General features: G+C 53.4%; 13 protein-coding genes. 7 read left to right on the forward strand and 6 right to left on the reverse strand.

The window, feature by feature from the left end:
* Positions 1 to 99: 99 nt before the first annotated feature.
* Positions 100 to 954 (reverse strand): peptide chain release factor N(5)-glutamine methyltransferase, encoded by an 855-nt coding sequence (gene prmC, locus Q4A85_RS09285; RefSeq protein ID WP_303109707.1) that lies wholly within the window; start codon positions 952 to 954, stop codon positions 100 to 102.
* Between the two features lie 6 nt (positions 955 to 960).
* Between prmC and Q4A85_RS09290 the strand changes: the two genes are divergently transcribed.
* Positions 961 to 1191 (forward strand): hypothetical protein, encoded by a 231-nt coding sequence (locus Q4A85_RS09290; protein WP_303109708.1) that lies wholly within the window; start codon positions 961 to 963, stop codon positions 1189 to 1191.
* On the opposite strand, the gene ubiE is transcribed toward Q4A85_RS09290, so the two are convergent.
* The 5 genes from ubiE to Q4A85_RS09315 form a co-directional block, all read right to left on the reverse strand.
* Positions 1140 to 1877 carry a bifunctional demethylmenaquinone methyltransferase/2-methoxy-6-polyprenyl-1,4-benzoquinol methylase UbiE gene (gene ubiE, locus Q4A85_RS09295; protein ID WP_303109710.1) on the reverse strand — a complete coding sequence of 246 codons (738 nt, stop codon included), beginning with the start codon at positions 1875 to 1877 and terminating at the stop codon, positions 1140 to 1142. The genes Q4A85_RS09290 and ubiE overlap by 52 nt on opposite strands.
* Positions 1874 to 2026 carry a hypothetical protein gene (locus tag Q4A85_RS09300; RefSeq protein WP_303109711.1) on the reverse strand — a complete coding sequence of 51 codons (153 nt, stop codon included), beginning with the start codon at positions 2024 to 2026 and terminating at the stop codon, positions 1874 to 1876. The genes ubiE and Q4A85_RS09300 overlap by 4 nt, the downstream gene beginning before the upstream one ends.
* On the reverse strand, positions 2004 to 2657 hold the full coding sequence (locus Q4A85_RS09305; protein ID WP_303109713.1) for a hypothetical protein: 654 nt from the start codon (positions 2655 to 2657) through the stop codon (positions 2004 to 2006). Before Q4A85_RS09305 ends, Q4A85_RS09300 begins: the two co-directional genes overlap by 23 nt.
* Positions 2657 to 3322, reverse strand: coding sequence for a rhomboid family intramembrane serine protease (locus Q4A85_RS09310; RefSeq protein WP_303109714.1), 666 nt, complete (start codon positions 3320 to 3322; stop codon positions 2657 to 2659). Before Q4A85_RS09310 ends, Q4A85_RS09305 begins: the two co-directional genes overlap by 1 nt.
* 75 nt (positions 3323 to 3397) lie before the next feature.
* The gene (locus Q4A85_RS09315; protein WP_303109715.1) at positions 3398 to 3817 is read right to left on the reverse strand and encodes a DUF971 domain-containing protein; all 420 of its coding nucleotides are present in this window, start codon (positions 3815 to 3817) and stop codon (positions 3398 to 3400) included.
* Between the two features lie 297 nt (positions 3818 to 4114).
* Here Q4A85_RS09315 and adhP point away from each other — a divergent pair, with 297 nt between their 5' ends.
* From adhP to ppsA, 6 genes are all read left to right on the forward strand, one after another.
* Entirely contained in the window at positions 4115 to 5173 is a 1059-nt protein-coding gene (gene adhP, locus Q4A85_RS09320) for an alcohol dehydrogenase AdhP (RefSeq protein WP_303109726.1), read from the forward strand.
* Between the two features lie 134 nt (positions 5174 to 5307).
* On the forward strand, positions 5308 to 5814 hold the full coding sequence (gene coaD, locus Q4A85_RS09325) for a pantetheine-phosphate adenylyltransferase (RefSeq protein WP_303109716.1): 507 nt from the start codon (positions 5308 to 5310) through the stop codon (positions 5812 to 5814).
* A gap of 125 nt (positions 5815 to 5939) precedes the next feature.
* Positions 5940 to 6323 carry an MAPEG family protein gene (locus Q4A85_RS09330; RefSeq protein WP_303109718.1) on the forward strand — a complete coding sequence of 128 codons (384 nt, stop codon included), beginning with the start codon at positions 5940 to 5942 and terminating at the stop codon, positions 6321 to 6323.
* Between the two features lie 60 nt (positions 6324 to 6383).
* Complete coding sequence (gyrB, locus tag Q4A85_RS09335) at positions 6384 to 8786, forward strand: DNA topoisomerase (ATP-hydrolyzing) subunit B (protein ID WP_303109720.1); 2403 nt, start codon at positions 6384 to 6386, stop codon at positions 8784 to 8786.
* 265 nt (positions 8787 to 9051) lie between these two features.
* Positions 9052 to 9216, forward strand: coding sequence for a hypothetical protein (locus tag Q4A85_RS09340; RefSeq protein WP_303109722.1), 165 nt, complete (start codon positions 9052 to 9054; stop codon positions 9214 to 9216).
* A gap of 470 nt (positions 9217 to 9686) precedes the next feature.
* Positions 9687 to 12086 (forward strand): phosphoenolpyruvate synthase, encoded by a 2400-nt coding sequence (gene ppsA / locus Q4A85_RS09345; RefSeq protein WP_303109724.1) that lies wholly within the window; start codon positions 9687 to 9689, stop codon positions 12084 to 12086.
* The last annotated feature ends 228 nt before the right edge of the window (positions 12087 to 12314 follow it).

Genomic DNA, 12314 nt, shown 5'->3' on the forward strand with positions numbered 1-12314 from the left:
CGCGATACAAAGGCAGCCTGAAAACACGTTTTGAAATGTTGTTTTAGTTTCGCTGAAATTCCGCTACGCTACGCAGGCTGCCGTTCGTGGGCAAAGGTTTCAGGCTGCCTGAAACCGCCCCAGCGTTACGCGGTCTAGCCCTGCCAAATCTTGCTGCGTTTCAATTTGCGTGTAGCCGCGCTGCGCCAAAATATCGCGCACGGCTTGCCCTTGGTCGTAGCCGTGTTCCAGCAGCAGCCAGCCGTTGTCGCGCAGATAATCGGGAGCGTGTTGGGCAATGTGGCGGATGTGCGCCAAGCCGTCGGCAAAATCGGTGAGCGCGTGCGGTGGCTCGTAGCGCAAATCGCCTTGGTGCAGGTGTTCATCGTTCACGTCAATATAGGGCGGATTGCTGGCGATGACATCGGCGATGTGTTGCGGCAGCCTGAAAAGCCGTTTGCGCGGATGGATGCGGTCAATCGCATCGGCGGCGAACCACGAGCCTTGTGCGAAGGTGATTGCTGCGCCCAGTATTTTGGCGTTTTGGCGGGCGACTTTGAGCACGGTGGGGCTGTTGTCGCTGGCGTACACGGTGGCATCGGGGCGTTCCAGTTTTGCGCTGATGGCGATGATGCCGCTGCCTGTGCCCAAGTCCCACAGCGTGCCGCTTGCGGGCAGCCGTTGCAAGGCGGCTTCCAGCAGGTGTTCGGTTTCGGGGCGCGGAATCAGCACGGCGGGGGAGACGGTAAAGCTGCGCCCGTAAAATTCGCGCGTGCCGAGTATGTAGGCGATGGGTTCGCCTGCGCTGCGCCGTGCAATCAGGTGTTGCAGCCGTGCGGCTTGGGGTTCGGGCAGCGGTTCGCGGTCGCGCGTGATGAGCTGGGCGGCGGTGTAGCCTGTGGCGTGTTGCAGCAGCAGGCGGGTTTCGTTGCGGGGCAGGGGGCTGGTTTGCAGGATTTGGGCGATGGTGGGCATGGTGGGGTGGGGGTATGGCAGATAAGGCAGCCTGAAAATGGGGGGGCGGTTGGATGGGCACGCGAGTTGCCTAATTTTCAGGCTGCCTTTTGGATAACGCAGTTAAGGCATAAACAAGAGTGTTCGCACAAACTAAGGCAGCCTGAAACCCTATTTCCCGTTTCAGGCTGCCTGATGTGTTGCCATCAATACTTCACGCCCTTATGCAACGCCACAATCCCCGCGCTCAAATTATGATAATCCACGCGGTCAAAGCCTGCGTCCAGCATCATTTGTTTCAGCGTTTCTTGGTCGGGGTGCATGCGGATGCTTTCGGCAAGGTATTGATAACTCTCGGCATCTTTGGCGATGTATTTGCCCATCAGCGGCAAAAATTTGAACGAATAAAAATCGTAAGCAGGTTTCAGCGGTTCATACACTTTGGAAAATTCCAGCACCAACAGCGTGCCGCTGGGCTTTAACACGCGATACATTTCGGCAAGGGCAACGTCTTTATGCGTCATGTTGCGCAAGCCAAACGACACGGAAACCAAGTCAAAATAATTATCGGGAAACGGCAGTTTTTCGGCATCGCACACGGCAACGGGCAAAATCATGCCTTCGTTGAGCAGGCGGTCGCGCCCCACAGTGAGCATGGATGAATTGATGTCGGTGAGCCACACTTCGCCGTCTTTGCCCACGCGCTTTGCCCAGCCGCGCGACAAATCGCCCGTGCCGCCTGCGATGTCCAACACTTTACCGCCTTGGGGCACGCGCGCGGTGTTAATCGTAAAGTGCTTCCACACGCGGTGCAGCCCGCCCGACATCACGTCATTCATAATGTCGTAATTCTTGGCAACAGAGTGGAACACTTGGGCAACTTTGCCCGCTTTTTCGCTTTCGTTTACGGTTTGATAGCCGAAATGGGTTTTTTGGTCGGTCATGTTGGGGGCTTTCTGGGGAACGAGAATAAGGCGAGATAAAAGGCAGCCTGAAACGGCGTTTGGGCTATAAATGCAGCCTGAAAACGGATTATCAACGTTAAACACATTTCAGGCTGCCTATTCAAATTAACGGCGACGGCGGCGACCATGCCCGCGATGTCTGCTACCCGAATGTTTGCCCGCTGTGGCAACGGGTGCGCTGGCATCGGATGCAGCAACGGCAGATGCGCTGGCGGCATTATCTGGGCTGCTGGCGGCAGCAGGTTGCGATGCAGCGGCGGGCGTGGCGGCGTGGGCTTTGGTTTGGGCTGTTTTAGCAGCGGGTTGCGATGCCGCAGGCGCAGAAGCGGGGCTGGAAGCGGGCGCAGACGCAATGGCTGACGAAGCCGCGCTCACGCCAAAGAATTTTTGCGAACAGCTATCCGATACGCTGGCAACGGTTTTTTGCAGTTTTTCGGGCATATTTTCGGGTTTATCAATGGCGAGTGCGCTGTCCCATTGGGCTTTGTCGCCGTAGGCTTTCTCGCCTTCGTCATACACGCAGCCGCAGTATTGCATGGTGGCATCATCGGCGGGGGCTTGCTGCGATGCCGTGCTCAAACACGCGCTGATAAAGGCTTCGCGCACGTTGATGGCTTTGGGCGTAGAAGCGGCGGGCGCGGATGCTTGGCTGGCGGCGGCAGGCTCGGAAGCGGGGTGCAATGCTTCGGAAATTTTGTCGCAGGCGCACAGCACGGTGGTGCAGGCGAGTAGGGCGGTTAGGCGGGTAAAGTTCTTCATCAGCGGGCTTTCTTGTTAATCAGTAATTCGTACGCCAAATACAGCAGCGGCAGGCTCATGATGGCGATGTAAACAATGTTGTGCACAAAAATGGGCAACGAGAGCGTGGCAACCAATGCCATGCCCAATGCTGCGCCGCCCAGATGCGCGGCGTGTCCGATGTTGTCCCACGGGCGGGGTTTGAGCAGCATCACAACCGAATAGGCGAAGTATAAAGTGGCGAAAATCCATGCTGGCATGGTTAGCAGACCATAGAGTGCGATGTTGCTGAGTGGCGCAAGCGAAATAGCGGCAAACAACACGCCCGACACACCGCCCGATGCGCCAATGGCGGCATAGCTGGGGCGGTTTTTATACAGCCACAGCGAAAAGGCGTTGCCTGCGGTGATGGAGCCAAGATAAAGCCAAACAAACACAAACACGCCGTAGTAATACATGATGGGGCTGGCGAAAAAATACAGCGTCAGCATATTAAAAAACAAATGCCCCCAATCGGCGTGCAAAAAGCCTGATGAGATAAGGCGGTAGTATTGTTTGTTGTAGCGCACTTGCCCAACTTGAAATTGGTAGCGGTCAAAAATGGCGCGGTTGGTGAAGCCGATGTAGCTAAACAGGCAAGTGCCGATAATCAGCAGGGCAGGGATTAGGGTGTATAGGTTTTTCATGTGTGCGGTGGGTGGGCAAAGGGCAGCCTGAAAATGGATAAAGGGATAAAGCGCGTTGGGGCGGCGCGATGTGGTTTAATGATGCGAACAGCCGCCGCAGCCATGCGCTTTGGTTTTGGCGGGCGCAGATAAGTCCTTAGTTAAATCAGGCTCGCGCGATGCGCCTTCCATCGCCAGCAGGGCAAGATATTGCTGCCACAATTCGGCTTGATGACTGCCCAGATTGTAAAGATACGCCCAGTCGTATAAACCGCTGTCGTGCCCATCGGAAAAAGTGATTTTGAGCGCGTAGTTGCCCACGGCTTCTAGGTCGGTAATCAACACGCCGCGTTTGCCTGTTTGCAGCGTTTCTTGTCCAATGCCATGCCCGCGTACTTCCGCGCTGGGCGAATACACGCGCAAAAATTCGGCAGGCAGCGCGTGTTCTTGGCTGGGGTAAACAAGGGTGAGTGTGTCGTGTGTTTTATTGATGCGGATTTCTTGTGGCACTTGCATGGCGCGTTCCGTTTTAATGTGGTGTTAAGGAAACGAATTTTAACAGAAACTTTTTCAGGCTGCCTAATCGCCAAACGATAAGGCAGCCTGAAAACGCGTAACCAAGCCACAAGCAAAACTGGTTATACTATAACATATACATCTATTTGATTACAAAGGACTTTTTACATTACATTTCTTGACACGCCTTAACCCAAAAGCGCATACTGATGCCGCAGTTCACGTTGGCGTGCAGTTTGCGTCATTTTCAAAACCATCGTTAAACCCTTTCCAAAACGGAGAAAAATCATGGCTAAAATGAAAGCAGCAGTAGTGAACCCCAGCGCAAAACATGGCGTGGAAGTTAAAGAAAAAGAAATCCGCCCCTTGCGTTACAACGAAGCGTTGGTTGAAGTGGAATATTGTGGCGTGTGCCACACCGATTTGCACGTTGCCGCTGGCGATTATGGCGACAAAACAGGCGTGGTGTTGGGACACGAAGGCATCGGCGTGGTGAAAGAAGTGGCCGATGGCGTGAAAGCCTTGAAAGTGGGCGACCGCGTGAGCATTGCATGGCTGTTCCAAAGCTGCGGCTCTTGCGAATACTGCAACACAGGCAGGGAAACCTTGTGCCGCAGCGTGTTGAACGCAGGCTACACCGCCGATGGCGGCATGGCAACGCATTGCATTGTGGATGCCGATTATGCGGTGAAAGTGCCCGATGGTTTAGACCCTGCCCAAGCATCCAGCATCACTTGCGCGGGCGTAACCACTTATAAAGGCATTAAAGTGGCAGGCGTTCGCCCAGGTCAATGGATTGCCGTTTACGGCGCGGGCGGTTTGGGCAACTTGGGCGTGCAATACGCGAAAAAAGTATTTGGCGCGCACGTGATTGCCGTGGATGTGAACGATGAAAAACTGGCGTTTGCCAAAGAAAGCGGCGCGGATTTGGTGGTGAACCCCAACAAAGAAGACGCGGCGGAATTTATCCAAAAACATACTGGCGGCGCGCATGCAGCGGTGGTAACCGCAGTATCCAAAGCAGCGTTTAACTCCGCTGTGAACTGCGTTCGCGCAGGCGGTCGCGTGGTGGCGATTGGCTTGCCACCTGAAAGCATGGATTTGTCTATCCCACGCTTGGTGCTGGACGGCATTGAAGTGGTGGGCTCGCTGGTGGGCACACGCAAAGACTTGGAAGAAGCGTTCCAATTTGGCGCGGAAGGCTTGGTTGTGCCCAAAGTGCAACTGCGCACGCTGGATGAAGCCCCTGCCATTTTTGACGAAATGCACCAAGGCAAAATTACAGGCCGCATGGTGATTGACATGAAACAAGGTGGTTCAGGCTGCTGTGGCGTTTGCGGTGGTGGCGGACACTAATCTTGTGAATTAGATTAGGCAGCCTGAAAATAGTAGGCAGCCTGAAAAGGCAATAGGCAGCCTGAAAATGGTGTTTACCGTTTTTCAGGCTGCCTTTATCATGCGCGGCTGGCATGAAATAGGATTTCCCATCAATGAACACCATCCCCCGCCGCGCCGTGTATGCAGGCAGCTTTGACCCGCCCACCAATGGGCATTTATGGATGATAGCCGAAGCCCAACAGCTTTTTGACGAACTCATCGTTGCTATCGGCATCAATCCCGACAAAAAAAGCAGCTACACCGTTGCCGAGCGCATCGCCTTTTTGCAAGACATGGCAAAGCCCTATCCCAACGTGCGCGTGGCATCGTATGAATATCAATTTTTGGTGAACTACGCCCACGACGTTGGCGCAGCGTTTATCGTGCGCGGCATTCGCTCCGCAGGCGATTATGAATACGAACGCGCCATGCGCCACATCAACGCCGATTTGCAACCAGCCATCAAAACCGTGTTTCTGATGCCGCCGCGCGAAATCGCCGAAATTTCGTCCACCATGGTCAAAGGGCTAGTTGGACCAAAAGGCTGGCGCGAGATTGTGCAGCGATACGTTCCGCCCAGCGTGTATCGCAAAATCCTTGCCGACAATGCCGATAAATGATTTTCAAGCTGCCTTTTATGCACCCAAAGGCAGCCTGAAACGTTTAAAAACAAAGCTATGCTATAATTGCGCATTTGTACACCCGCCCCTTTCAGGCAGCCTGAAAGAGCATTCAAGGAAACGCCATGACTTTCGCCTATTTCAGCATTCTCCTATTCGCTTTCTTTAATCTATTCTGCGCCGCCGCTGCCAAAAAAGCCGCCAATATGCATGCCGCTGAAAACCACAACCCGCGCGAAATTCTAGCCCAAGCCACAGGCAAAGCCGCACGACTCAACGCCGCACAACAAAACGGCTACGAAATGCTGCCGCTTTACGCCGCCGCCATCATCATCGCCCACGCCACAGGCGAAGCCGCGCAAGGCACGATTAACTTCTGGGCAACCCTGTTTCTGCTCTCCCGCGTTGCCTATATTTGGGCATACGCGCAAGACAAAGCCACCGCGCGTTCCGCCATTTGGGGCGCAGGCTTTGTTTGCGTGATTGCGCTGTTTATCGCTGCGTTCTAATAGGCAACCTGAAAACACATCAAACCCCATCTCATTCACATTCAAAAAAAGACCAAAACCATGACCCAACCCACCAACGACTACGGCGCAGCCAGTATCCAAGTATTAGAAGGGCTAGAAGCCGTCCGCAAACGACCTGGAATGTACATCGGCGACACCCAAGACGGCTCAGGCCTGCACCACATGGTGTTTGAAGTGCTAGACAACGCCATTGACGAAGCCCTAGCAGGCTATTGCGACCGCATCACCGTGTCCATCAACGCCGACGAATCCATCACCATCGAAGACAACGGGCGCGGCATTCCCACAGGCATACACCCCAAAGAAGGCCGCTCCGCCGCCGAAGTGATTATGACCATTCTGCACGCAGGCGGAAAATTTGATAACAACAGCTACAAAGTGTCAGGCGGCTTGCACGGCGTGGGTGTGAGCGTGGTAAACGCGCTGTCCGATTGGCTCAAACTCACCATCTGGCGCGAAGGCAAAGAGCATTTTGTAGAATTTCAGCGCGGCGACACCGTAGAACCGCTTAAAGTTGTCGGCACAGCGCAGCCTGAAAACCGCCACGGCACGCGCGTGCAATTTCTCGCCAGCGAAGACACCTTCGGCACGGTGGAATACAAATTTGAAACGCTCGCCAAGCGCATTCGCGAACTCTCGTTTCTCAACAACGGCGTGCGCATTGAACTGTTTGACAAACGCGATGGCAAACACGAAGACTTCGCCGAATCAGGCGGTGTGCAAGGCTTTGTGCAATACACCACAGGCAGCAAAAAACCCTTGCACAACAAAATTTTTTACGCCATCGGCGAAAAAGACGGCATGACCGTGGAATGCGCAATGCAATGGAACGAAAGCTACCAAGAATCTGTGCAATGCTTCACCAACAACATTCCGCAACGCGACGGCGGCACCCACTTAACCGCCCTGCGCCAAGCCATGACGCGCACCATCAACCAATACATCGCCGATAACGACATCGCCAAAAAAGCCAAAGTGGACACATCAGGCGACGATATGCGCGAAGGCTTAACCTGCGTGTTATCCGTCAAGCTGCCCGACCCCAAATTCAGCTCGCAAACCAAAGACAAACTGGTTTCCAGCGAAATTTCGCCCGTAGTCAACGAAGTATTGGGCGAAGCCTTGAAAAACTTTTTGGAAGAAAACCCCAACGATGCCAAGATTATCTGCGGCAAGATTGTAGAAGCCGCCCGCGCCCGCGAAGCCGCCCGCAAAGCCCGCGAACTCACGCGCCGCAAAGGCGTGATGGACGGCTTGGGTTTACCTGGAAAACTCGCCGATTGCCAAGAAAAAGACCCCGCGCTGTCTGAATTGTATTTAGTGGAGGGCGATTCGGCAGGCGGTTCCGCCAAGCAAGGGCGCGACCGCAAATTCCAAGCCATTTTGCCGCTCAAAGGCAAGATTTTGAACGTGGAACGCGCCCGCTTTGAGCGTATGCTTGCCAGCCAAGAAGTCGCAACGCTGATTACTGCGCTGGGCACCAGCATCGGCAAAGAAGAATTTAACCTAGAAAAATTGCGCTACCACCGCATCATCATCATGACCGATGCCGACGTGGACGGCGCGCATATCCGCACCCTGCTGCTCACCTTCTTCTATCGCCAAATGCGCGAATTGATAGAACGCGGCTATGTGTACATCGCCCAACCGCCGCTTTACAAAGCCAAACACGGCAAACAAGAGCGTTATTTAAAAGACGAAATGGAAAAAGACGAATTTCTACTCGGCTTGGCGGTGGACAACGCCAAAATTGTGGCGGGCAGCCGCGTGATTGAAGGCGCAGAACTCACCAAGCTCGCCAAGCAATTCTTGCGCGCCCGCAACACCATCGCCGAAGAAAGCCGCGTGATTGATGCCGCCGTGCTGCGCGCCTTGATAGACATTGACGCGATTGATTTATCCAGCGAGCAAGCCACGCAACACGCCATCGCCGCCCTTTCAGGCAGCCTGAAAAACCCCGAAATCACGCTGGAACACATCACAGGGCAAGAGAGCGGGCATTTCATCAAAATCACCCGCCAGCTTCATGGCAACGTGATGGTGTCGTATTTAGACCAGAAATTTGTGGACAGCAAAGCCTACCAAGTGCTGCTGAAAACCGCCGAGCAACAACGCGGACTAATCGGCAAAGACGGCGCAGAGCTGCACAAAGGCGATGCCGAAGCGCAACACGTTGAGAGCTTTGAAGCCGCGCTAGACAGCCTGCTTGCCGTCGCGCAAAAAGGCATGACCATGCAACGCTACAAAGGCTTGGGCGAGATGAACCCCGAGCAGCTTTGGGAAACCACCATGAACCCCGAAGTGCGCCGCTTGCTGAAAGTGCGCATTGAAGACGCGATTGCCGCCGATGAAACGTTTGTTACCCTGATGGGCGATGAAGTTGAACCGCGCCGCGCATTTATTGAAGCCAATGCGCTTGTGGTGCAGAATATTGATGCGTAGGCGATTGTTGTAATAATAGGCAGCCTGAAAATGTGAGAAGCGAGTTTCAGGCTGCCTTAAACAATCCAAAAAAGGAATGAATATGACAGACGAGCCAGATAAAACAACCGCCGAAGCCGATGAAACCACCCCCCGAGCCATAATATCAGCCTTTGCCATCGCTGATTAAATGGGGCATCCCCGCTGGCATTTGGTGGTTTCTTGTGGCTATTGTGCCGCCCATTATGCTTAATGGAACGCTGTTTGGACGGGGAACCAACTGTTTATGTTTACGGGCGCGATGATTTTATGGCACATCATCGCGGTGCTGATGATGCTTGTGCATAAAACGAAAGCATCCACCAAGGTTGGGTTGTTTGTATTGGCGGTGGTACTGGATTTGGCTTGGGTGGTGATGTGGATGATATTGTATATGTTTTACATGATTTAAAATTAAGGCAGCCTGAAAACGTATTTTTCGTTTTCAGGCTGCCTTTGCGTTTGCAATCATTTGTAACTGTGTGTAATCAAAATCGCCATCATTGCCACCCAATCCCAAATTTCTCGCCCGCAAAAACAAAATCCACTTTGTTTGATTTATCTCAATTTGCGCAACTTTATCCTATAAAATACCAAAAACAGGCAGCCTGAAAACAAAAATCAGAAAAATCATCTGGTTTGAGCAATTTTCAGGCTGCCTAATCTTTTAATCAAAAACAATCTGCGTTAATTACAGGCAATTACAAAAAATTCCACCAAATTCGCCCCCGCGCAGCAAAATTCAAATTGATGTGTGCTATTATGTTTACGCGAATTAACGAACCTGTATTCGCTATCTGCATAGGCAGATAGCGAATACAGGTTCTAATGTTCGCTTCAATTTTTTTCTCTCTCAACCCAGTCTCGGAAAGGACTCTGAAAATGGCTGAAAACTACGTTATCTGGCTTGAAAACCTGCGCATGAGCGATGTGGAGCGCGTGGGCGGCAAAAACGCATCGTTGGGCGAAATGATTTCGCAACTTGCTGAAAAAGGCGTGCGTGTGCCAGGCGGTTTTGCTACCACCGCCGAAGCCTACCGCGCCTTTTTAGCGCATGATGGGCTGCATGAGCGCATTTCCGCTGCGCTTGCTTCTTTGAATGTGGATGATGTAACCGAGTTGGCTCGCGTGGGTGCGCAAATTCGGCAGTGGGTTTTGGATACGCCTTTCCCCGAGCAGCTCAATGCCGAAGTGGAAGCGGCATGGGCAAAAATGGTTGCCGATGCGGGTAGCGACCAAATTTCCGTTGCCGTACGCTCATCCGCCACCGCCGAAGACTTGCCCGATGCGTCTTTTGCGGGGCAACAAGAAACTTTCCTAAACATCAATGGCTTAGATAACGTAAAAGAAGCGATGCACCATGTGTTTGCATCGCTTTACAACGACCGCGCCATCTCTTATCGCGTGCATAAAGGCTTTGACCATGATGCGGTTGCGCTTTCGGCTGGCGTGCAACGCATGGTGCGTTCCGACACAGGCGCATCAGGCGTGATGTTCTCTATTGACACCGAAAGCGGCTTTGAAGATGTAGTGTTTATTACATCGTCTTACGGCTTGGGTGAAACCGTGGTGCAAGGCGCGGTGAACCCCGATGAATTTTATGTACACAAACCCACGCTGAAACAAGGCAAACCCGCTATTTTGCGCAAAACCTTGGGTTCAAAACTCATCAAAATGGTGTTCACCGACAGCGTGCAAGCGGGCAAATCGGTGCAAACAGTGGATGTGCCCGAAGCCGACCGCAAACGCTTCTCGCTCAGCCCCGAAGAAATCGCCGAGTTGGCGCAATATGCGCTCACCATTGAAGAACACTACGGCAGAGCGATGGATATTGAATGGGGGCGCGATGGCGTGGATGGCAAGCTCTATATCTTGCAAGCCCGCCCCGAAACCGTGAAATCGCAAGAAAAAGCGGCGGGCAATGTGTTGCGCCGTTACTCCATCAAAGGCGAGCGCAATGTGTTGGTGGAAGGCCGCGCGATTGGGCAAAAAGTGGGCAAAGGCGTGGTGCGCGTGGTGAAAAGCGTGAGCGAGATGGACAGGGTGCAAGCGGGCGATATTTTGGTTACCGACATGACCGACCCCGATTGGGAACCTGTGATGAAACGCGCCGCCGCCATTGTTACTAACCGTGGCGGGCGCACTTGCCACGCGGCGATTATCGCGCGTGAGCTGGGCATTCCTGCGGTGGTGGGTTGCGGCGATGCCACCAGTCGTTTAACCGATGGCGCAGATGTAACCGTATCCTGCGCCGAAGGCGATACGGGCTATATCTATTCAGGCTTGCTGGAAGTGGAAGTGGACGAAGTTTCGCTTGACCATATGCCCGAATCGCCCGCCAAAATTATGATGAACGTGGGCAACCCCGAAATGGCGTTCTCATTTGCCAACTTGCCCAGCGAAGGCATCGGCTTGGCGCGGATGGAGTTTGTGATTAACCGCCAAATCGGCATCCACCCACACGCACTGTTGCAATTTGATAAACAAACGCCTGAATTGCAAGCCGAAATCACCGACCGCATCGCAGGCTACGCATCGCCCGTTGATTTTTATGTGGACAAACTCGCCGAAGGCATCGCCACGCTGGCGGCATCGGCTTATCCGAAAAAAGTCATCGTGCGGATGTCTGACTTCAAATCTAACGAATACGCAGGCTTGCTCGGCGGCGCGCAATATGAGCCACACGAAGAAAACCCCATGCTGGGCTTCCGTGGTGCGGCGCGTTATGTGTCGGACGACTTCAAACCTTGCTTTGCGCTGGAATGCCGCGCGGTGAAATATGTGCGCGATGTGATGGGGCTGACCAATGTGGAAGTGATGATTCCCTTTGTGCGCACGCTTGCCGAAGCGGAAGCGGTGTTGGAAGTGCTCAAAGAAAACGGCTTGGAACGCGGCAAAAACGGCTTGCGCTTGATTATGATGTGCGAAGTGCCCAGCAACGCGCTGCTTGCCGAGCAATTCCTTGAATACTTTGACGGCTTCTCCATTGGCTCAAACGACATGACCCAGCTTACCTTGGGCGTGGACCGCGACAGCGGCGGGCCGATTGCCAGCACGTTTGACGAGCGCAACGCGGCGGTGAAAGTGATGCTGCACCTTGCTATTTCCACTTGCTTGCGCTTGAACAAATACATCGGCATCTGCGGACAAGGACCGTCTGACCATCCGGATTTTGCCAAATGGCTGGTGGATGAAGGCATTGAAACCTTGTCGCTGAACCCCGATACCGTGGTGGAAACATGGTTGTATCTGGCGCGAGAATGCCAACCGAAGAAGCGATAACAAGGCTTGTGTAAAGCTGTAAACAAGAGCGGAGTTGTGTCTCCGCTCTTTTTGTTTGGGGCGACGAATGGAGCGCGATAAGGCAGCCTGAAAATGGCTGAAACGGCTTTTTGCCAAGCATAATCATCCACACACATCAAACGCGCTGCGATTGCAGTAGCCATCAAACACAAAGGCTGAGACCTTTGCAAAATTCCCCAAAATCCCCTAAATTCCCACCAAGACATT

This window comes from Kingella sp. (in: b-proteobacteria) (assembly GCF_030527935.1).
GTDB lineage: Bacteria > Pseudomonadota > Gammaproteobacteria > Burkholderiales > Neisseriaceae > Kingella_B.

Coding starts and splice junctions, on each gene's coding strand:
- prmC (WP_303109707.1), bottom strand. CDS start 954: ATGCCCACCATCGCCCAAATCCTGCAAACCAGCCCCCTGCCCCGCAAC.
- ubiE (WP_303109710.1), bottom strand. CDS start 1,877: ATGACCGACCAAAAAACCCATTTCGGCTATCAAACCGTAAACGAAAGC.
- Q4A85_RS09300 (WP_303109711.1), bottom strand. CDS start 2,026: ATGGTCGCCGCCGTCGCCGTTAATTTGAATAGGCAGCCTGAAATGTGT.
- Q4A85_RS09305 (WP_303109713.1), bottom strand. CDS start 2,657: ATGAAGAACTTTACCCGCCTAACCGCCCTACTCGCCTGCACCACCGTG.
- Q4A85_RS09310 (WP_303109714.1), bottom strand. CDS start 3,322: ATGAAAAACCTATACACCCTAATCCCTGCCCTGCTGATTATCGGCACT.
- Q4A85_RS09315 (WP_303109715.1), bottom strand. CDS start 3,817: ATGCAAGTGCCACAAGAAATCCGCATCAATAAAACACACGACACACTC.
- adhP (WP_303109726.1), top strand. CDS start 4,115: ATGAAAGCAGCAGTAGTGAACCCCAGCGCAAAACATGGCGTGGAAGTT.
- coaD (WP_303109716.1), top strand. CDS start 5,308: ATGAACACCATCCCCCGCCGCGCCGTGTATGCAGGCAGCTTTGACCCG.
- Q4A85_RS09330 (WP_303109718.1), top strand. CDS start 5,940: ATGACTTTCGCCTATTTCAGCATTCTCCTATTCGCTTTCTTTAATCTA.
- gyrB (WP_303109720.1), top strand. CDS start 6,384: ATGACCCAACCCACCAACGACTACGGCGCAGCCAGTATCCAAGTATTA.
- Q4A85_RS09340 (WP_303109722.1), top strand. CDS start 9,052: ATGTTTACGGGCGCGATGATTTTATGGCACATCATCGCGGTGCTGATG.
- ppsA (WP_303109724.1), top strand. CDS start 9,687: ATGGCTGAAAACTACGTTATCTGGCTTGAAAACCTGCGCATGAGCGAT.